The sequence below is a fragment of the Flavivirga spongiicola genome, assembly GCF_030540825.1.
Taxonomy (GTDB): Bacteria; Bacteroidota; Bacteroidia; order Flavobacteriales; family Flavobacteriaceae; genus Flavivirga; species Flavivirga spongiicola.
This window is the reverse complement of record NZ_JAUOEO010000001.1, coordinates 245,124-268,635: the sequence shown is the minus strand read 5'-3', so window position 1 is coordinate 268,635 and position 23,512 is coordinate 245,124. Positions and strand designations below refer to the sequence as shown.

General features: G+C 33.8%; 11 protein-coding genes. 10 read left to right on the top strand and 1 reads right to left on the bottom strand.

Features of this window, described 5'->3' with window-relative positions:
- The first annotated feature begins 466 nt into the window (after positions 1 to 466).
- From Q4Q47_RS00920 to Q4Q47_RS00890, 7 genes are all read left to right on the top strand, one after another.
- Positions 467 to 3,739 (top strand): SusC/RagA family TonB-linked outer membrane protein, encoded by a 3,273-nt coding sequence (locus Q4Q47_RS00920; protein ID WP_303304776.1) that lies wholly within the window; start codon positions 467 to 469, stop codon positions 3,737 to 3,739.
- A gap of 122 nt (positions 3,740 to 3,861) precedes the next feature.
- Positions 3,862 to 4,446 (top strand): RNA polymerase sigma-70 factor, encoded by a 585-nt coding sequence (locus Q4Q47_RS00915; protein WP_303304775.1) that lies wholly within the window; start codon positions 3,862 to 3,864, stop codon positions 4,444 to 4,446.
- A 488-nt stretch (positions 4,447 to 4,934) separates the two neighbouring features.
- Entirely contained in the window at positions 4,935 to 6,101 is a 1,167-nt protein-coding gene (locus tag Q4Q47_RS00910) for a FecR family protein (RefSeq protein ID WP_303304774.1), read from the top strand.
- A 537-nt stretch (positions 6,102 to 6,638) separates the two neighbouring features.
- Complete coding sequence (locus Q4Q47_RS00905; RefSeq protein WP_303304773.1) at positions 6,639 to 8,468, top strand: LamG-like jellyroll fold domain-containing protein; 1,830 nt, start codon at positions 6,639 to 6,641, stop codon at positions 8,466 to 8,468.
- A 36-nt stretch (positions 8,469 to 8,504) separates the two neighbouring features.
- Positions 8,505 to 11,765: a SusC/RagA family TonB-linked outer membrane protein gene (locus Q4Q47_RS00900; protein ID WP_303304772.1), complete on the top strand. Its 3,261-nt coding sequence runs from the start codon at positions 8,505 to 8,507 to the stop codon at positions 11,763 to 11,765.
- A gap of 11 nt (positions 11,766 to 11,776) precedes the next feature.
- Entirely contained in the window at positions 11,777 to 13,549 is a 1,773-nt protein-coding gene (locus tag Q4Q47_RS00895) for a RagB/SusD family nutrient uptake outer membrane protein (protein WP_303304771.1), read from the top strand.
- 431 nt (positions 13,550 to 13,980) lie between these two features.
- Complete coding sequence (locus Q4Q47_RS00890) at positions 13,981 to 18,087, top strand: T9SS type B sorting domain-containing protein (RefSeq protein WP_303304770.1); 4,107 nt, start codon at positions 13,981 to 13,983, stop codon at positions 18,085 to 18,087.
- A 287-nt stretch (positions 18,088 to 18,374) separates the two neighbouring features.
- On the opposite strand, the gene Q4Q47_RS00885 is transcribed toward Q4Q47_RS00890, so the two are convergent.
- Complete coding sequence (locus tag Q4Q47_RS00885) at positions 18,375 to 18,938, bottom strand: helix-turn-helix domain-containing protein (RefSeq protein ID WP_303304769.1); 564 nt, start codon at positions 18,936 to 18,938, stop codon at positions 18,375 to 18,377.
- Between the two features lie 221 nt (positions 18,939 to 19,159).
- On the opposite strand from Q4Q47_RS00885, the gene Q4Q47_RS00880 reads away from it, so the two are divergent.
- The 3 genes from Q4Q47_RS00880 to Q4Q47_RS00870 all read left to right on the top strand — a co-directional run bounded on the left by Q4Q47_RS00880 (position 19,160) and on the right by Q4Q47_RS00870 (position 23,437).
- Positions 19,160 to 21,613: a GcvT family protein gene (locus Q4Q47_RS00880; RefSeq protein ID WP_303304768.1), complete on the top strand. Its 2,454-nt coding sequence runs from the start codon at positions 19,160 to 19,162 to the stop codon at positions 21,611 to 21,613.
- A 90-nt stretch (positions 21,614 to 21,703) separates the two neighbouring features.
- Positions 21,704 to 22,465 (top strand): electron transfer flavoprotein subunit beta/FixA family protein, encoded by a 762-nt coding sequence (locus Q4Q47_RS00875; RefSeq protein WP_303304767.1) that lies wholly within the window; start codon positions 21,704 to 21,706, stop codon positions 22,463 to 22,465.
- 18 nt (positions 22,466 to 22,483) lie between these two features.
- A complete protein-coding gene (locus Q4Q47_RS00870; RefSeq protein WP_303304766.1) occupies positions 22,484 to 23,437 on the top strand; it encodes an electron transfer flavoprotein subunit alpha/FixB family protein in 954 nt (317 codons plus the stop codon).
- Positions 23,438 to 23,512 lie beyond the last annotated feature (75 nt).

Sequence of the window (23,512 nt, the reverse complement as noted above, 5' to 3'; positions counted from 1 at the left end):
ATTATTTTACAAATATTAAAATTAATTAATGCTTTTTAAATAAAAAAGTTAAATAGATAGGAAGTATTGTAGGTATTTAGTTTTTTCTAAAAATCAACCTTATTAATTAAAATATTAGGTATGCTTATGTCTCTTTTTAAGATAAGAACTCTACTCTAATGCAGCTAATAACAGTAATAATATTATAACTTTGTAGTTATAGCTTTGTTTTTATCGGTAGTGATAAGATAAAAATGTACCAATGTGTTTAAAAAAGGGCCAATAGTGCTTCGTGAATAAACTTAACTTGTTTTGAACAAGTTAAGATGAGATAATGTTTATATATTTGAATTTTTAAGCGTGAAAATATCAATGTAATTAGAAAATGAGGGGTAGTATATTTTTCTTTTTTATTATTTTCTTTCAGTGCCATTTTTCAGGATATTCACAGAATGAAACAATAACCCTTGATTTGAAAAATGTTAGCGTGGAGGAAGTCATAAACGCTATAGAAACATTGACCGATTACAAATTTTTTGTAAACACCCAAGAAGTTGATTTAAAGCGTTTAGTATCCATTCAAGAGGCAGATAAATTTGTTCCTACAATATTGGAAAAGTTGTTTTTTGATACGCCTGTATCTTATGAAATACTTGGTAAACAGATTGTTTTAAAAAAAACTAAAGCCATATTATATCATGAAATCTCAGGAATAGTTAACGATGCGCACGGAGACCCATTATCCGGAACAAATGTTATAATTGAAAACACCTATACAGGAGTCGTTACAGACTTTGATGGAAAATTTACTATTAGAGTTCCAAATGGAAATGTTCTAGTGTTTTCTTATATAGGAATGAGTACCAAAAAAGTTAAAATTGAAGAGAATCAAATTTTAAATATCAAACTTATACAAATCGGTACTGAATTAGAAGAAGTTATAATTGTTGGCTATGGGTTTAAAAAGAAGATTAACTTATCTGGAGCAGTAGCAAGTGTAAATGAAGAGGTTCTTGAAAATAGGGGAAATTATATTACGGGAGAGGCCTTACAAGGCACTATAGCAAACTTAAATATTGTTAGTACAGGAAATCCTAATACAGTTCCTAGTTTTAATATTAGAGGTTTTACGTCCATCTCTGGAGGCAAACCTTTAGTAGTCATTGATGGCGTGGCAGGGACAGAGAAAGATTTGGCAAGAATGGCTTCCAATGATATTGCTTCAATATCTGTTTTAAAAGATGCTGCTTCTGCTTCTATTTTTGGTTCCAGAGCATCATTTGGCGTTATTTTAATTGAAACTAAAAAAGGGGTTTCAGATAAAATGCAAGTCAACGTTAATGTTAATGCAAGCGTAAAAACTTTAGGAAGAACACCAGAAATGGAATTAGATCCATATAAAGTTGCTAGTTTTAAGGATCTTATGGCTGTACCTTGGTACGATTTTTACAGTGTTGAAGATTTGGAATATGCCAAACAAGTAAGCCTAGGAAATGCAGATCCTACTAGGATTAATCCGGCACGTTTAGATAGATACCAGTACTTCCATAGTACAAACTGGAAAGAGATAATATTAAAAAAAATAAGCAGTACTAATACCATTAATATGAATATTTCCCAAAAATTTGAGAAAGGAAGCTATTATTTTGGTGTAGAAGGAATAAAAAGTGCTGGGGTATATGCTTATAATAATGATATTCATAAAAGAACGAATTTAAGACTTAAGTCCAGTTATGAATTAGCCGATTGGCTCAATTTTAGTAATAATACATGGATTTACAATAATAATTATGACGAGTCTAATGCAGCTGGATCGGAGTTTTTTAGGGAGATTATTAATAGATTCACTTTAGACCCATTATATAATCCGGATGGGTCTCCAACTTATAGTTATGCTCGAATGATTGGCCGTTTGGAAGCTGGAAATTATACTACTAATGAGATCAATTATCAATCTAAGTTTGGATTAGACATGAATTTTTTTGATAATCGATTAAAAGTAGTTGCAGTTGCAAGCTATAAACGATTACTAACCAGTCGTGATGCTTTTGATAACCCTGTTCGGTATTCTGAAGGACCTGGACATAGTGCTTTAACGGGGCCGTCAGAACCTTGGGCAGGATTCGTGAATTGGAAAGAAGAATATAACAATTATAATATTCATGCAACATTTACTGATGTTTTTAATGACAAACATAAATTAACACTATTGACTGGGTACAATCAAGAAGAGTTTAATTATAAACGTACCAGCGGAGAAAGAGCGGGTTTAATATCTGAAGGACTCCCTTCTGTTAATTTAGCAACTGGAAATCAGACAGTTTCTGAAAATAGGGAGTCATGGGCTCTACAAGGAATATTTTCTAGAGCTAACTATATTTTTGATGATAAATACATATTTGAAATTAATGTGCGTTACGATGGTAGTTCAAGGTATTTTAAAAATGACCGCTGGGTTTTAAATCCGTCAGCTTCAGTATCATGGATTGCTTCTAAAGAAGGCTTTTTAGAAGATTCATTTGTTGAATTATTAAAGTTTAGAGCCTCTTATGGATCTCTGGGAAATCAAAATGCAGACCCCTATGCTAGCTATTCTTTTTTACCTACCGGAAATGCTTCAGCATTAATAAATGGGAAAAATATAGTAGAAGCAAGTGCTCCCGGTTTAGTAGCACCCTCTTTTACTTGGGAAACAATTCAAACAAGGAATATAGGAATAGATTTGGCTTTTTTAAATAACAGACTAACTTCTAATTTTGATTATTATCATAGACTTACATTAAACATGTTTGCACCGGGTAAAGAATTACCTGCAGTTTTGGGTACAGCAGTACCTAATGAAAATGCTACAGATTTGATTACTAAAGGATGGGAATTTAATTTAGTATGGAGAGATAAATTTGATTTATGGAATAAGTCTTTTAGATATAGTATAGATTTTAACCTTGGAGATAGTCAAACATGGATAACAAAATTTCCAAACTCTACTGGTGATTTGGATCAATTTTATAAGGGGCAAAAAATTGGTGAATTATGGGGGTTTGTTACAGACGGCTATTATCAAACTCAAGAAGAAATTGATTTTGGACCTGATAATACAGATGTAGCCTCTTACCCAAGTACACGGCCAACTCTTCCAGGGGATGTAAAGTTTACAGATTTAAATGGTGATGGAAAAATAAGCTATGGAAACAACACTTTAACCGATCCGGGTGATCGTAGAATTATTGGAAATTCTAGCGCACGCTATAACTTTGGTTTAAATCTGAATGTGGCATGGAATGGTTTCGATTTTAGAACCTTTTTTCAGGGTGTAGGTAAAAGAGATTTTTATCCTGGAGGTAATGCCTCTAGATATTATTTCTGGTCTGCCTATGCCTTTCCTTGGGCTAGTGTAACAAAGGAAAATTATAATAACCATTGGACACCAAATACAAGAAATGCTTTTTACCCCAGACCAAAATCTTATGTTGCTGAAGGAGCTGGAGCCCCTGGGGGTGGACCAGCCGAAGTTTCACTAGCTCAAACACGTTGGTTGCAAGATGCTTCTTATGTAAGATTAAAAAATGTAACTATTGGATATTCGATACCTTCGGATGTGTGTGAAAATATTGGTGTCACAAAATTAAGACTATATTTAAGTGGCGAAAATTTGTACGAAATCACAAAACTATTCAAGTATCTAGATCCTGAAAATTTAGAAGGAGATGGCTACCCGTTTCGTCGAACTTTTTCTTTAGGGCTTTCCTTAGCTTTTTAATTGTTAGTCTCTAAGGATTTTTTTTAAAATTTATAATAACTTAGAGAGATTTAAGGCTTCAAAAAATAAAATAAATAGTTTACTTTTGAATTCTATAAACATTCAAATAGCCATATTTTTTAATGCCAAAAAAAGTAATCACTTTAGATGAAGCACGTTTTTATCGTTTTAAAAAAGGAGATGAACGGGCTTTTGAATATTTTTTTAACACCTATTTTAATGCCATAGTAGGTTTTACTATGCAGTTTTTGGGCGATGAAGATAAATCTAGAAGTATTGCTCAAGAAGCCTTTATAAAATTATGGCAGAATAGAGAAAAAGTAAAAAAAACAAATGGCATTAAAGCCTTTCTCTATACATCAGCAAAATCAGATTGTTTAAATATTATTAGACATAACAAAGTTGTTTATAAATATAATAATCGTCAATTACAAGAAAGAGAAAACCAAATAAACTTAGAAGTTTTAAATTCCTTAGAGTTTGATGCAATGTCATTCACCGAGTTAGAAAGGTTGATAGAAAAATCTATTGATGCTTTGCCGGAGAAATGTAAATTGATATTCAGAAAAAGAAGAAACGAAAATAAAAAGAATAAAGAAATTGCTGAAGAATTAGGTATTTCTGTTAAAGCGGTTGAAGCAAATATGACACGAGCTTTAAAAATTCTTAAGGTAAACCTTGCTAATTATCTATCCGTTTTATTATAATACCAATTGAACTCCAAAATAATCGATTAAATCTGTTTAGTTTACTATCTTTTATTTTTTAAATAGAGTTCATGAATCTTCGATTTTTATTTCTTTTATATTCAATACTTCGACTTTAGTCTGTCTAAAGGAGCGAAGTCAAAAGGCTCAGTATAAACTTCAAATAGAACCGTAACTAAAGCTATGATTATTTTTCTATTTCATCTAAAGAAAATATAATACCAAATTAACCATAAAATGTCGCATTATAACTTGTTCATTTTCCGTTTAAATTCCTTAATCACAATTTTTATAGCTAAGGCTATACAAATCATTCATGGTGTTTTTAAACAAAAAAGCAACGTCGTTATCTATACGACATTTCATAATTAAATTGGTATAACCCAAATTTATTATCAATCATTTTGAAATTCAATTGGTGTAATTCCTATTATTTCTGCAAATAATAATTATTTCATATAGGGTAAAAAAGGTTTAAGGTGTACAATATGTATACACGATTAAATCAAGTAATGGATTACACCCGAATTAATAAATATTTATCTCATAAAGCAACCGAAGAAGAAGTTGCTGAAATTTTTGAATGGATAAATAAGTCTTCTGAAAACAAAGCATTATTTATAAAATATAAAAAAGCTTGGGCGCTTACAGCTACCAGTAAAGAAAATACTGCCCTAAATTTGAAACAAGTTCAAAATACTATCCAAAGAAACAAACGCAAAAATCCATTCAATAACATACTAAAATATGCAGCCATTTTTGTTGGTTTAATAGGGATAGGCTATTTAGTTAATAAAGAAAGTAGTACAGTTCAAAAATTAAAAATCGATGAGACTGTAATTACTCTAAAGTTGGATAATGGAGAGGTTGAAACATTAACTCCTAATGGTTCAAAAAAAATCCTGACTCAAAGAGGGGCAGTTGTTGGAATTCAAGAAGGAGCAGCTCTTAATTATGAGCATGAGACTGAAGGCATATCTACATTGGCCACTGAAACCCTGGAGTATAACGAGATAAATATTCCCTTTGGCAAAATGTTTAAACTAATTTTATCTGATGGAACTCAAGTGTCTTTAAATGCTGGGTCATCATTAAAATATCCTGTTAAATTTATAGAAGGTAAAAATAGACAAGTCTTTTTAAAAGGAGAGGCTAATTTTGATGTTTCTAAAGATGCTAATCATCCTTTTGTAGTAAATGTAAATGAGATGAATGTTAGAGTTTTAGGAACGAAATTTAATATGTCATCGTATCCAGAAGACAGTGATTATACCACAGTTTTAATTGAAGGCTCTGTTGGTATTTATAAAAATGAAGCCGAATTTAATATAAACAATTCTACATTATTAGAACCGGGGTATAGAGCGCGTTGGAATAAAAATAGTGAAGAAATAACTTTAGATAAAGTGAACACTGACATTTATACGGGATGGCTTTATGGAAAGCTTATTTTTAAAAATGCACCTTTTAAGAACATTAGAAAAAAATTAGAACGACACTATAATGTGACCATTATAAATAACAATAAAGTGTTAGATGAAAAAACATATAATGCAACTTTTGATATTGAAAGTATTGAAGAAGTATTGGAGATTTTAAATAAAAACTATGCCATAGAGTATAGTATTAAAAACAACCAAATTATTATTAATTAACTTAAAAAACATTAATAAAACTATAAGTATGAAATGACAGAATAACTCAACTCAAAGTCACTTTAAAAAAAAACCGGAAAATGGTTGCAACATTTCCCGATTATATAAAGTGATTTAAATTAAAATTTAAACCATTAAACTAATTAACAAAGATATGAAAAACCTTTCTATTATGGATGCTTATTCTTCCGCATCTCAATATTTTACTCATAATTTTTAATAGAACAACAATACCTTCAAAATAAAGGTATTGGAGTATTTGTAAATAATTGATAATCTAGTTTAATACGATTTTTGAGTCTTAACAAAGAGACAAGAATTATTGCTAAAAGAATTAATTATTAACCATAAACAACTATTAAAATATGATAAAATGACTACTCTTTAATTATTATTAAAACTCTAGGAATCAATCTGATAATCCTAGAAAGTGTAAAATAATTCATGATGCTATCATGATGTGCTTCTTAATTGAAGGCACATGATTTTTTAACAAATAATTAGACAAACTTTAATTAACCAAACAAAACTTAAGAAATGAAAAAAAATCAATTTTTTAGGAGGTTTAAATCTCAACTAAAGCAAATAACTCTCATGGTTTTTGCTGTTTTTACTTTCGCATCTTGCGATAAAGATGACTCCGTTGGTCCAACAGGACCAGATACTAGACTAGAAGGAAGGGATAAAGTGATTATATTACATGATAATCCAAACACAAAAGCACCATATACTGTAGATGAACTAGCAGCTTTAGGATATGATCCTGCTGTTCAAGATTCTTTCCCTTCTTCTTATAAGGCAGAGATTTTTATCTGGGCTCAACAAAAACCTTTAAGGATAGAAATTACTAAAGATGGCGTGGATGAAACACCTATGTTAATAGCATCTTTTACGAGAGATGATCGTCCAGATTTATCAGATTATAAAGAAGGCTATGGTTATTCGGCTAAATGGAAATTCAAAACAGGAGAAACAGATATTCCTCTTGGAGGCTCTCAAGTTTATAATATAAAAGTGGTTTATCATGATCAAGGTATCGATGGTTTTACCACAAACTCTGTAAGAGAGACAAAATTCACGGTATTTCATATAGAGGACAAAACAGTAGGAACGCTAGCCGATTTTCTCGTAGGATATTGGAGGTTTGATGATCCTTCAAATTTATTAAAAGCTACAGTAGGAAATGATCTAGTGCTTAACGGTGCTGCTTCTCATTCTGCGATTGGTGGTATTGCTGCTGGAGATGGCGCTGCACATGTGGATGTTGGTACTTGGTATGATGTTTTAGATCATGGAATATCCGATTCTTTTACGATGGTATGGGATGTTATGGTAGCTTCAGCAGATTTAGGTAAATACATTTGTTTGTTTCAAAATTTAGCAGCAAATGATTCTGATGGATCTTTATATATTCACCCAGATGCAGGATTTTGGTTGAATGGTGGTGGTACACCCGGAGAGAATATTATTCAAGCAGATACATGGCATAGAATATCTGCCTCTTATGATAGTGGAGACGTACTTGTGTACGTAGATGGTGTTGAAGTAATTGCAACTACAGTAAATTGGCCTATTGACCCAGCAAAGTTTATCATATTAGGAGAAAATAGTAGCAACAATGGGAATGGTGAAGATAATCCAATCTCAATTTCAGAGTTTATGGTATTTAGTACAGCTTTTTCGGCTGAAGAACTTACTACATTACCAGCACTTGGTACACCAGCAGTAGAAACTATAGCAAGTGCTTTAAAAGGAAGATGGAAATTTGATGATTCAGGAAACTTACTAAAAGCCGAATGTGGTAATAGTTTAGTTCTTGGTGGAGCTGCTTCTCATTCTGCTACAGCTGGTAATCCTGCTATTACTGGAGATGGCGCTGCACATTTAGATGTTGGTACTTGGTACGATGTTGTAAATCATGGTGTTGGAGCTGGAGAATTCTCAATGATATGGGATGTTAAAGTTAATGACGGAGATTTAGGAACATACATTTGCTTGCTACAAGAAAATCCTGCCAACGACTCTGATGGGTCTATATACATTCATCCAGATGCAGGATTTTGGTTGAAAGGTTCGGGAACACCAGGTGATGGCATTTTTATAGCAGATCAATGGCATAGAGTTGTAGTATCTTTTAATGCAGCTGGAGACTCATTCGTTTATGTAGATGGTCAAGAAATATGGGTAGGTGCAACAACGGTTTGGGCCTTAGACCCAGCTAAATTTATCATTTTAGGTGAAAATAGTAGTAATGCAGGTAATGGTGAAGATAACCCTATAACTATATCTGATTTCATGGTATTTGATAAAGCATTCACAGCAGATCAAATTGAAGCTATACCCTTAATAGATAAACCAGCCTTATAAAAATTAATTAACCAACAAAATAATACTTAAAAGTATATGAAAAATTATATAAAATTAAGATATTTTAGATTTGGTAGCTTGAAACAAGCTTCAGTGATAAAAATGGCAATATTGCTATTAGTAGCTAGCTTGTTTCAAGTACAAGCTTACGCTAGTAATCTAAATAATTCTTTAAATTCAGAAATAGAAGTAATAATACCACAACAAACAATTTCGGGTGTTGTGACAGATGAAAACGGAGCACCATTACCAGGTGTTAACGTTTTAGTAGAAGGCACTATTAATGGTGTTAGTACAGGATTTGATGGGGAATATAGTATTAAGGCTCCTAAAGGGGCGGTATTAATATTTTCTTATCTGGGTATGATAACTCAAAAAGCAACTATAGGAGATAATGCTACAATAAATATTGTGCTTAAAGAAGATGCGGCACAACTTGATGAAGTAGTAGTCGTTGGTTATGGTACTAAAAAGAAAATTAACTTATCTGGAGCTGTATCGGTTGTTGGAGAAGATTTGTTTGAAAGCAGACCAGTAACCAATACAGGGCAAGCATTACAAGGAGCAGTGGCAAATTTAAATATAAGCATGACTGCGAGCCCTAATGCGGTGCCAGACTTTAATATTAGAGGTATTACTTCAATTGAAGCAGATGGTGATATTATTGCGGCTTCACCTTTATTTATTATTGATGGTATTTCTGCAACTGCAGAAGACTTTGGTAGAATGAATGCTAATGATGTAGAATCGATATCTGTGTTAAAAGATGCAGCGGCAGCTTCTATATATGGATCTAGAGCATCATTTGGAGTTGTTTTAGTAACTACAAAGAGGGGGAAATCGGATGTCATGAGTGTAAGTGTTGGAGTAAATACAAGAATCCAAACCCTAGGTAGAACTCCAGAGTTTGAATTAGATCCATATATATCTCTTTCATTCCAGAATGAAATGGCAAAACCTTGGTATAATTTATTTAATCCAGAGCAATTAGAATATGCAAGGCAAGTAAGTTTGGGTAATGCAGCACCAACTAGAATTAGTCCTACAAATCCTAATAGTTACGAGTATTATCATTCAACAGATTGGAGAAAAGAGATATTAAACTCAGCTAGTTTCTCTACGTCTTCTAATGTAAGCATTTCTCAAAGGCTAGATAAAGGGAGTTATTATTTTTCTGTTGAGGCTCAAAAAAATAGTGGGATTTATAAGTATAATAACGATGTGCAAGAGCGTTATAATATTAGATTAAAGTCTGATTATGACATTACAGATTGGTTAAACATTAAGAATAGTACATGGGTTTACAATAATGAATATGATGAATCTAATGCCACAGGATCTAGCTTTATGCGTAATGTAATATCAACATGGACAGCAAGACCTATTTACAATCCTGATGGATCGTACACTTCAGATGGTGCAGATTTAGTTGGAGAGCTCTTAGGAAGTAATTATACAACGAACTCTTTAAATGCACAAACATCATTTGCGTTAACTGCAAAATTCTTTGATGATAAACTAACAGTTGTTGGTGATGCCACCTATAAAAAGCTATTTACAGATAGAGATGCATATGCTACACCGGTTCCTTATTCTAATGGACCAGGGCATAAAGCTTTTCAAGGACCCTCACAGGCTTGGGCTTATTTTAGAAATTGGAAAGAAGAATGGAATACGTATAATTTTTATGCAACATTTAATGAGACTTTCAAAGAAAAACATAATCTAACCGTTTTGGCTGGATACAATCAGGAAGAGTATTTTTATAAACATACTCGAGGTGATCGATCAGCATTAATATCACCAAGTTTACCATCAGTAAGTTTAGCTACTGGTGATCAAACAGTTGAAAATCAAAATGAATCTTGGGCAACTCAAGGTTTGTTTGGCAGAATAAATTATATTTTTGATGATAAATATATTTTAGAACTTAACGGGCGTTATGATGGTAGTTCAAGATATTATAAAGATGATCGATGGGCATTCAATCCGTCAGGATCATTAGCTTGGGTAGTTTCTAAAGAAAACTTTTTAAAGGATAGTTTTGTAGATTTATTTAAGTTAAGGGCATCTTATGGATCTTTAGGAAATCAAAACGCTGGTGCTTATGCAACATACCCGTTTTTAGTATCTAAAGATGATGATAGAAATGCCGATGCATTAATTGGAGGAGCAAATATTGTACAACTACAATCTCCAAATTTAATTGCGCCTTCGTTTACATGGGAAACGATTCAAACTAAAAATGCTGGTATAGATTTGGCTTTTTTAAACAATAGGTTAAGTACTAGTTTTGATTATTATCATAGATTGACGTTAGGGATGTTTGCACCAGGATTAGAATTGCCAAGTGTTTTAGGGACTGATGAACCAGAAGAAAATGCTACAGATATGATTACTAAAGGTTGGGAGTTTAATTTAAGATGGAAAGATCAATTAAAAGTAGGAGGAAAACCATTTAATTATGCTGTATCTTTTAATTTAGGTGATAGTAGATCTTTTGTTACTAAATTCCCTAATCCAACAGGAAGTTTAGGACAGTTTTATAAAGATAAAGAAATAGGAGAAATTTGGGGATTTGAAACAGATGGTTATTTCCAAACTCAAGAAGAAATTGATTTTGGACCAGATCAAACAGATGTATCTTCATATCCAAGTACAAGACCGGTAGAACCAGGTGATGTTAAGTTTAAAGATTTAAATGGAGACGGAAAGATTGGGTTTGGTAATAATACCTTAGACGATCCAGGTGATAGAAAGCGAATAGGTAATTCTTTACCTCGTTATAATTTTGGTTTAAACTTAAGTGCCGATTGGAATGGGTTTGATTTTAGAGCCTTTATACAAGGTGTAGGGAAAAGAGATTACTACCCTAATTCAAATAATGCTAGATATTATTTCTGGTCAGCATTTTCATTCCCTTGGTCTGCAGTTACCAAAGAGAATATAAACAACCATTGGACACCAACTAATAGAGATGCTTTTTATCCAAGAGCCAAAGCCTATGTTGCAGAAAATGCTGGAAGACCTGGTGGAGGTAGAGCAGAAGTGTCTTTAACACAAACTCGTTGGTTACAAGATGCGTCTTATGCTAGATTAAAAAACGTTACTTTAGGCTATACTATACCAAGTGATGTGACAGAAAAAATAGGTATTAATAAACTACGCTTATATGTAAGTGGAGAAAATTTATTTGAAATTACTAATTTATTTAAATATTTAGATCCAGAAAATTTACAAGGAGATGGTTATCCATTCAGAAGAACATTTTCTTTAGGTGCAACATTAAATTTTTAAAAAAAATGAAGATGAAAAAATATATTTTTATAACAATTGTAGCAGCTTTACTTTTTAGCTGCGAAAAAGACTTTTTGGATAGGGTTCCGGAAACAGATATTACAGCTGCAGGATTTTTTAATTCAACATCAGATTTAGAGATTTATACCAATACTTTTTATGATTATTTTGGAGCTAGTACCAGAGATTTATCAACAGATGATCAAACACGTCATTCTGAGGGTGATGGCTTAAATAGTTTGCTTAAAGGAAACTTAACACTTTCTAATGCTGATAATTGGGACGGTTGGGATGTTTTAAGAGATATAAACTATTTCTTAGCTAATTATAATAACAATAATATTTCCGAAAATGGGAACATGACCGAGATAAACCATTATATTGCTTTTGCACGTTTTTCTAGAGCACGGTGGTATATCAGTAAAATTAAAGATTATGGTATGGTACCATGGATTGATAAACCATTGAATGTAGATTCTGAAGAACTTTTTAAAACACAAGACTCTAGAGATTTTGTGGTTGAAAAAATCATGGAAGATTTAGAGTTTGCTGTTGCTAATTTAAAAGAGTCAACTAATTTTAAATCACAAATATCAAAATGGTCTGCACTAGCTGAAATGTCCAGATTTTGTTTATACGAAGGGACATTTAGAAAGTATCATGACTATACAGGATTGTCTAATGCTAATACGTATTTAACAAAATCTGCCGAAGCAAGCCAGCAAATTATTGATAGTGGTAATTATTCCATTTGGACTAATGGAAACCCTAATACGGCTTACAATGAATTTTTTATTCAAGAAAGTTACAATGGCAATAGCGAGGTTATCCAATCCATAGAATACAGTTATGATGAACCAAGACGTACATATGGTGTCGTAGTGTATTTTTATTGGGGATTAAGCAAAAACTTAGTCGATAGTTATTTAATGACGGACGGCACACGTTTTACTGATGTGTCAGGATTTGATGAAAAAGGGTTTGTTGAAGTTTTCGAAAATAGAGACCCGCGTATGGCACAAACTATAGCTTATCCAGGCTATAAGTTCCCTAATACTGAGAATGACTACTTAATTGTAGCTACCTACGGAGGTTACACGCAGCAAAAGTTTTTACATAATGATGAAAACGAAAGCCTATGGAATTCACAAAACGATTTAGCTGCATATCGCTATGCGGAGGTTTTGTTAAACCATGCAGAAGCTAAAGCAGAATTAGGAACACTTTCTCAAGGAGATATAGATGCCACAATTAATGCCATTAGAGCTAGAGTAGGTATGCCAGGTTTAAATATGGCAGCGGCAAACGCAAACCCTGACCCAGTGCAAACGGTTCAATACCCTAATGTATCTGGAGCAAATGTTGGTGTTATTATGGAAATTAGAAGAGAACGTCGTATAGAATTAGCTTGTGAAGGGTTTAGAAGAGGGGATATGGTCCGTTGGAAAAATGGCATAACTTTAGCACAACCGCAAGTTGGGATGTATGTACCAGCTTTTGGAGGTATAGATGTAACAGGAGATGGGACTCCAGATATTGCGATTTTAAATTCACCATCAGAAACTGGACCAATTGATGCATTGCCTAATGCGGCTGAATTAGTTAAATATTATGTAAGCGATGGTAGTTTCTATTTAACCGATGGTGATAGTGGTTATATAGCTATGACAGGTGATGTAGCTCAGCCTAAATCATTTGTAGAACCTAAATACTATTATTACCCTATGGGAATTAACGATTTACTTGTTAACCCAAATCTGGTGCAGGTGCCATATTGGGAATAAATAAAAGAGACTAATTAGTTTTTAAGTTAGTAATTAGTTTTTTAGACACCTGTCTTTCATGGTTGATTAGGCAGGTGTTTTTTTAAACTAGGTTAATTTCTTTTACCCATATAGTTAGCCTAAAAACGAACATGTTTATCAAACACCATATGAGATTATTCTCGGATTATTAATTCACGGCTATTATTTGTTATGCAATTCAAACCGATTGTATTTATACCATTTCTCATTTGAAATGACCGTAATAAAACACCCCTTTTTACTTTATACTTCAATAAAAAAAGAAACCGTAACTAGGCTATGCTTTATTTTTCAATTTTGTATAAAGCAAAAAACCATCATTTTCTTTTACAGTAATTTCAAATGAGAAATGGTATTATAAATAAAAGCTTAGAAGATTAATATTAAGTATAGGAACCAAGTACCTCGCCATGAAACTCATCTTTAGTAAGTTAATTTTATTAGTAATATTCCAGTCTTATTCACAAACTATCGATAATCATTTTTTCTTTTTAAATAATTCATTGATGGAATCTGATCCTGTAACTTATGCACCCGGAAGCAAACTTCTATATAGTGTCGATTACAACGAAGGGGCAAATTCGGGATATCCTAATGCTTCGGGAAATTACTATTCATCAAATATTTCAATGAACCCATTTTGCTCTTCTGCAAGAAAAACAGTTTATAATTTTCGTCAAAAAACAGGATTAAAATATTTTGGAAGTGCAAGTAATTTTGATAGTTATACCATTACTATAATTATAAAATTCAATAATGTAATACCAAATACATATTATAGAGTGATTGATTTTTCTAGTGGTGGTTCTGATAATGGTATTTATGCTTATGGAAATAATTTAAATTTTTACCCTACAGGCAATGTGGCCACTAATGTATTTAGCGGAGGAAATTTTACATTTTTAACACTAACTAGAGATGCGACCACTAATGTTATAGAGGTTTATGTTAATGATAATTTAGTAACCTCTTATACTGATACTAATAATTATTATACTTTTTCCAATGGGAATGTGGTCTTTGCAAGGGATAATATTCCGCCTTCTCCTGCTCCAAATGAAGATACCAATGGACAAATAGCATATATACATGTTACCAACACAAAATCATCTGCTGCAGAAGTAAAAGATGTTTATGATAATATTTGTAGTTTGATTCCGCCTAATATTGATGCGGTAAATGATACAGAACCAGATGCTAATTGGAAAGTAGGAGGGACTGTTTTAAACATTTTTGATAATGATGAACGAGAAAATGCAACATTAAATCCAAGTGACATTACTATGTCAGTTGTCTCTCCAGATCCAACAGGTAACATAACTCTAAATCCAGATGGTAGTGTAGACTTAACACCTAATGCACTAACAGGAACATATACATTATCATATAGAATTTGTGATAACGCGTATCCTTCAATTTGTGATACCGCTACAGTAACAGTTACTTTGCTACCTATACCACAGATTGTAAATACTACAGGCACATTAATTTGTGACAGTGGGACAGCAACTTTAAATGCAACAGCTTCGGCTGGAACTATAAATTGGTATAGTACTACAACAGGAGGATTCTCATTAGGCACAGGAACCTCATTGACCTCTCCTCTATTAACAAATACAACAACGTATTATGTTGATGCCACAGATAATTGGCGGGTTACAGAAACTAGAACTCCAATTACAGTAACCGTCCAGAAAACACCTTTACCAATAGCAATAACGCCTCAAACATTTTGCGATATAGATAATGCTACTATTTCAAATCTAACAATTTCTGGTACTGATATACAATGGTATGCTGCAGCAACAGGTGGTACACCTATAGCTACTACAGATATTTTAGCAACAACGACTTACTATGCTACACAAACTTTAAATACTTGTGAATCTTCTAGTAGGTTACCTGTCGATGTTATTGTTTATGAATCTGTTGTATTACCAACAATAATACCCGATTTATTTGAATGCGATACAAATGTAAGCGGAAGTGATACAGATGGTTTGTCAACATTTGATTTAACATCAAATGAAACTATTTTACTAAATGGAAAAACATCTGCAAATTTTGTATTTTCATATTTTGAAGATGCCGCACATACTATTTCAATTGCTACTCCAAATGCATTTGTAAATAATATAACAAATGGTCAACCTATTTTTGTACGTATTGAGAATATAACTGACAATTCATGTTATACTGATGCGTTGTTTAACCTAATAGTGCATCCCAAACCAATCATAACCTCTATAGTAGATTTAAGACAATGTGATGATGATGCCAATGGGTTCGCGCCATTTAATTTAACCGAAGCTAATGTGTTAATATCAACAAATCATTTAAATGAAGTTTTTACGTATTATAATACTCTATCAGAAGCAAACAGCGGGTTAGTGGCAAATCAAATCACCAATTTCACAGCTTATACCAATATTATTCCTTTAAGCGATGTGGTTTATGCTAGAGTAGAAACTGTAAATGATTGTTATAGAGTAGCACAAATAAATATAACCGTTGGTGTGTCGCAAATACCAATATCTTTTACCACTTTACAATATTATGAATGTGATAACAAAATAACAGACAACGATAACACAAACGGAATAGCTACTTTTGATTTTAGTGATGCAAAATCCCAAATAGAAGCTTTATTCCCAGGAGGAGTAACCGTTACTTTTTATAATAATGAAGCTGATGCGTTAGCAGAGTTGAATGCTATACCAGATTTGACTAACCATAGAAATGAAGGCTACCCTAACACTCAAAACATATATGTAAGAGTAGATAGCGATGCTGTTAATGCTTGTTTAGGGTTGGGACATCATGTAACACTTCATGTAGATCCGTTGCCAATAAAACAAACGATTACTTCATATATACTTTGTAGTGATACGAACGAAGCAACCTTCGATTTGTCAATAAAAGCATCAGAAGTTATAGGGGCTCAAATAAGATCCATATTGGTAACTTATCATGAAAGTGAACAAGATGCTATCAATAATATCTCTATTGTTAATCCAACAAGCTATACATCAACGTCTAAAACTATTTATGTGAGAGCCCAGTTTGATGATAATGCTAACGGTATGTTAGACATCAGAGAATGTGTTAATACCGATATGACATTCGAACTTAAGGTTAATTCTAATCCAGTATTAGTAGTTCCAGACCCTATTCGCATTTGTAGCGAACAAGTTAGTATCGTTTACGATTTAACTATAAGGGCTAATCAAATAATAAATAATGATTCTAGTATAACCTTAGAATATTTTGAATCAGTAGCAGATATAACCAATAATATACCAATAGTAACGCCAGATAGCTATCTAAATACTCAATTAGATAGAGATATAATAGTAGTAGCCACAGGGACTAATGGATGTACAAGCAGAACAACGTTATCTTTAAAAACCATATTGTACACCAATTTAAATCAAAATCCATTACCTATTGAAGAATGTGAAATTGATAACAATGGCTTTGATAATTTTGATACCCGAAGAAGAGAGGTAGATATTTTAAATGGCCTAAATACAGCAGATTTTACATTTACCTATTACGAGCAAGAAGCTGATGCTATAGCAGGAAATAATAATGCCATACAGAGTCCAGGAAACTTTTTAAACACTGTTATAAATACTCAGACTATTTATGCAAGAGTATTGCCGATAACTAATGAATGTTTTATAGTAGTTCCTATAGCTTTAATTGTAAATCCTGTTCCGGAGATAGCTATTGAGGAAGAATATGTTATTTGTTTAAATGCTGCAAGTCAATCTATACAGCCTGAATTGAGCACATTTTTACCAAACCCACCTATAGACACTCTATTAAATATAACAGAATATAGTTTTCAATGGTATAATGGTTCAGAAGCAGAAGTTACAGCTGATCCATCAAGCGTTATTATAACAGGTGCTATAGATGCAATATATACACCGCAAGTCGCAGGAGATTATACGGTAATAGCGACTAATAGAACAACAGGTTGTACTATCCCAGCATCAACAAAAGTAGTAGGCTCATATCCACCAGAAAGCATCACCGTAGAATTAGGTTCAGATGCGTTTTCGAGGAACAATATTTTAGATATTACAGTAGTAGGAAATGGAGAATATGAATACAAATTAGATACTACCGATTGGCAACGCGAACCACGATTTGAAATGGTAAGAGGTGGTGAACGCATTATTTATGTAAGAGATATTTATAATTGCAACGAAATAATAACCATGCAAATTATAATAGATTATCCAAAATATTTCACTCCAAATGGAGATGGAACTAACGATACATGGAATATTAGAGGTATTGCGAACCAACCCAATGCAAAGATTTATATTTATGATAGGTATGGAAAACTATTAAAACAATTAAGACCAACAAGTCCTGGGTGGGATGGGACTTTTAATGGCACATTAATGCCAACAAATGGCTACTGGTTTACAGTAGAATATACTGAACCAAGAGGCAATACCATTAAAATATTTAAAGCGCATTTTACTTTAAAAAGGCGATAGGGGGATAATGGTAATTACAAAATTATCTCGATAGCTATCGGGACAGAATTTCACTAGAAGAGACATTTTAACTCTTAAACTCTATTTGCGTTAGTTAGGTATTTATACCAAATTAACCATAAAAAGACGCATTATAACTTGTTCATTTTTCGTTTAAATTCCTTAATCACTATTTCTATAGAAGGCTATACAAATCATTTATGATGTTTTTAAACGAAAAAGCAACGTCGTTATCTATACGACATTTCATAATTAAATTGGTATTATATCAATTAAAAAACCTCTCATTAAATTTTAATCAAATACATTTTAAGTAAGGTGGCATTGGTATCATATTTCGTATTCCAACCTAATGGTAATAAACCATCATAAAATATAGTATCACCTTCATTTAAGGTAATTATTTCCCCATCAAGAATATAATCTAATTTGCCTTGGAGAACATATGCCATTTCATATGTGTCTCCAGAAACAGGTTTTCTATAAATGTTATCTTCTATTGTAATAAGATAAGTTCTTAAATTGCTTTCAGGAACATGATTTGAGAAAAGAAGTTTGTATTTTAGACCTTCAGAATCTTCTCGATCTTCAGTTTTACCTTTACCTTTTTTGACTAGGATGTATTTTTTTTTCTTCTTTGATTTAGATAAATTTAACTCTAATAAGTTTATTTCTAAAGAGCTCATTATTTTTAAAAGAACAGTTAAAGAAGGAGTCGTTCTGTAATTTTCAATTTTTGAAATTAACCCTATACTAACACCAGACAATTTTGCAACTTCTCTTAAGCTTAATTTTCTTTTTTTTCTAACTGTTTTAATTTGTTTGCCAAGATTTATTAGTATATCGTCCATTGTATTTTTATGGTTTGAAATTTAGATTTACAAGATACAATTTTTAAATATTCAATAAAAACTAGTGTTTCATATATGTAAAAAAATTTCATATAAGTACAATTTTTTAAGTTTTTTTTATATTTTTACAAAGTTTTACGTATATGAAATTTTTTTACATATATGAAACTAATCAATTATCAGAGATTTAATTAAAAACCTTAAAATACAATAATATTTAAATGAGCACAGAAGCAGCATCCAAAACATCATTACCAACCAAAGCTCCAGTAGTCATTGTTGGTGGAGGGGTTGTAGGAACTAGTGTTCTTTATCACCTTGCAGAAAGAGGTGTTAAAGCAATTCTTATTGAAAAAAACGATTTAACAAATGGTGCAACATGGCACGCAGCAGGTCTTGTAGGTCAGCTGCGTTCATCACGTAATGTTACCAGACTTGTTCAATATTCAGCAGAGCTTTATCGCCAGTTAGAAGAAATCACTGGGCAGCCAGCAGGTTGGAACGAAGTAGGCTCGCTACGTTTGGCATCTTCAGAAGAACGCATGATGGAACTTCGTAAAATTGCCACTCAAGGAAAGTCATACGGTTTAGAAGTAGAGATTTTAACTCCTGAACAATGTCAAGAGAAATTTCCAATTATGGAACTTGACGGTTGTGTTGGTGGTGTTTATTGTGCAACAGACGGTTATGCCGATCCATCCATGCTTACCCAAGCGCTTGCTCGTGGAGCTCGTGCAAATGGAGGGCAAATCTTCACTGACACAATGGTTGAAGGATTCGAAAAGAAAAACGGCAAAGTAACTGCTGTTATAACAAATAAAGGTACGGTAGAATGTGATACCGTTGTAAACTGTGCAGGAATGTGGGCACGTCGTGTTGGTAAAATGGCTGGCGTAAACGTACCTATTGCAATTATGGAGCATCAGTATATGGTGACTAAAGAAATGGAAGGGGTTCCTAGAAACCTTCCTGTAACACGTGACCCAGATAAGGCTGTGTATTACCGTTCAGAGGTAGGAGGACTTATTTTTGGTGGTTTCGAACTTTCACCAATTTTATATAACCATGGAGACATGCCATGGGATTTCGTATCACAACTTTTTGAGCCAAATTATGATCAATTTGAGCAACTTTTCATTCCAGGATTAGAGCGTACGCCTATTCTTGAAAAAGCAGAAGTTCGTCAAATGATTAATGGACCAGATGGATATACACCAGATTCTCACTATTTACTGGGACCAACACCAGAAGTTTCTAACTTCTTCTTGGCTACAGGTATGAACTGTTTCGGTATCGCTGGTGCAGGTGGGGTTGGAAAAGCAGTTTCAGAATGGATACTTGATGGTCGTCCAAAACTGTATATCTATTCAGAAGATATTCGTCGGTTTGGTGCACCCCACTATGCAGCAGATAAATATGTTGGTGCTCGTACAAACGAACACTATCCAAAACACTATACTTTAGCATGGCCGCACGAACAAGACAAAGCGGAACGTAGCCTGCGTCGTAGCCCGCTTTATGACAAATTAAAAGAACAAGGTGCTTGTTTTGGTGAAAAGTCAGGTTGGGAACGTGCTCTTTGGTTTGCGCCAGAAGGTGTAGAAGCAAAAGAAGACATGGCATGGGGACGTCCTCATTGGCATGAGCATGTAGGCCGTGAAGTAAAAGCTATTCGTGAAAACGTAGCTATTTTAGACCAATCCTCATTTGGTAAGATTGAAATAAGAGGTAAAGATTCATTACAAGTACTTCAACGTTTATGTACACGTAATATGGATAAGCCGGTAGGCACGCTTTCTTATACACAAATGTGTAATAAAGATGGTGGTATAGAGTGTGATGTAACTATTGCACGTCTTGGAGAAAACCATTTTTATATGATTACAGGAACATCTTTTACTACTCACGATTTAGACTGGGTAAACACAAACATTAAAGGTGATGAAGCATGTGTAGCATTCGATTGTACATCTTCAAGAGGTGTTCTAAACCTTTGTGGACCAAATGCTCGTAAAGTTCTTGAGAAAACATTAATTACAAAATTCGATGATGTTTCAAATGAAGGATTTAAATTCGGAACTTGTAAACAAATCCATATTGGTGCAGCGCCAGTTCAAGCATTACGTGTAAGTTATCATGGAGAGCTTGGTTGGGAGCTTCACATACCAGTAGAATATGCGGCATATGTTTATGAAAAACTAATGGAAGCTGGTCAAGAATATGACATTTCTAATGTTGGTTACCGTGCTCTAGAGTGTTGTCGCATTGAAAAAGGATACTTCTACTGGAGTGGTGATCTTACAGCAGATTACGATCCTTACTGTGTGGGCCTTGGCTTTAACGTACACCTTAAGAAAAAGGTTGATTTTATAGGCAAAGATGCACTTACTAAAATTAAGGCTGAGGGACCACGTTTCAAAATGTGTTTCTTCGAGCTTGAAGAAGAGACAGAACTTTACGGTTCTGAGCCACTTTACTGTGATGGTGAAGTTGTAGAGATTGTTACTTCTGGTGCTTTTTCTCATACGATTGGAAAAACAATAGCCTTTGCCTATGTGCCAACAGCAAACTTAGGAGCAAAGACATACGAAATCGAATCATTCGGTAAACGCATCAAAGCGAAGCGTCACGACAGGTGTCTATATGACTTCGAAAGAGCTCGTGTACTAAGTTAAAAATATTTTAGATTCAAAGCCCTCACAAATTGTGAAGACTTTGAATCTAGCTTTTTAAAATAAATTTTAAATTAATATTACATTCATAAAATGAAAATTTTAGTTCCAACTAAGCGAGTTCCAGATCCGGATCAACCAATCCACTTGAACGCAGATAAAACAGCTGCAGATCTTACAGGTATCCCTTGTGTTATAAACCCATTTGATGCCATTGCTTTGGAAGAAGCACTTCGTATTCGTGAGGAAGAACGTAGTTCAGCAGGTAGTGACATTGAAATAGTTGCTGTTGGTATTGGACCACAGGCATGTGAAAAAGAAATCCGAATTGCACTCGCTATGGGAGCAGATCGTGCTGTACATGTTGTTTCAGACGAATATATCGATTCTTGGATAGCTTCAAACCTTCTTAAAGCAGTTGTTGATAAAGAGCAACCAGACCTTATTATTATGGGTAAGCAAGCGATTGATGCTGATAATAATCAAGCAGGACAATTTCTTGCACATCACTTAAACTGGCCACAAGCAACATTTGCTTCTGAAATTAGTTTTGAAGGAGATCGTGTAAAAGTAGCACGTGAAACAGATACAGGTATTGAGAATGTTTCTATGGAACTTCCGGCAGTTATTACTACAGACCTTCGTTTAAACGAACCTCGCTACGCCTCATTGCCAGCAATGATGAAGGCTAAGCGTAAACAGGTTGATGCTTACACTCCAGCGGACCTTAGTGTTGCTGTAGATCCTAAAGTAGAAATTATTTCTATGGAGACACTTAGTGCTAAACGTAATTGCGTTCGCGTAAACAACGTTGATGAACTTATTGTTAAACTTAAAGAGGCAAGTGTGCTCTAATCTTAAATTTATATCAAAATGAAAATTCTAATTATAGCAGAGGCACAGGGGGCAGAAGTTCGTCACGCAAGTCGTAGCGCAATCACCCTTGCTAAAAATGCAGCTGCTGCTGCAAACGGAGACATAGAAATTGCCATGATTGGTGATGACATTGCAGCCGCAGCAACAGCAGCATCAGCATACGCACCAACATTTACACTTAGTGATGCATCATTAGCTCATCCAACAGCAGACCGTTATGGTGCTGCTATTGCACAAATAGTGAAACAACGTGGTGCAGGTTTAGTAATTGCAGCGTCTACCTCACAAGGTAAAGATTGTGTTGCTCGTGCTGCCGCTCAACTTGGAGGGACGATGGTGACAGATGCAACAGCTTGTGAAAACCGTGATGGTAAATTAGTATGGCAACGTACTATGCACGCAGGTGGTGTTGCCGCTTGGGTGGCTGCACATGGAGATACAGTAGTCGTTACTGCACTTCAATCAGCTTGCGAGCCAGCTGAACCAACAGAAAAAACAAGTGTAACTGCACTAGATATAGATGTGGCATCACTTCCTTCGGCAATTCAATTTGAATCGGTTTCTACTAAGCAAAGCAATCGTCCAGATGTAACAGAAGCAGCAGTAGTAATTTCTGGTGGTCGTGCATTTAAAACAGCAGACGATTATGAACGCCTTATAGGCGGTTTAGCAGATAAAGTAGGTGGAGGCACTGGTAGTTCTCGAGCTGCGGTAGATGCAGGTATTGCACCAAATGAAAATCAAGTTGGGCAAACAGGCAAGATTATTGCTCCAGACCTTTATTTAGGTATCGGTATCTCAGGAGCTGTACAGCACCTAGCTGGTATGAAGAACTCAAAAATTATTGCAGCGATAAATACTGACGATGAAGCACCACTTCTCGATTATGCAGATTTTGCGCTTATTGCAGATGCTTATGAAGCCATTCCTGAACTGATAGCAAAACTCTAATAAAAAAAAATGAACTTATTAAGCCCAAAGTTAATTCCAAAAACGGATTTTACTTCGGGCTTTTATTATACTAAA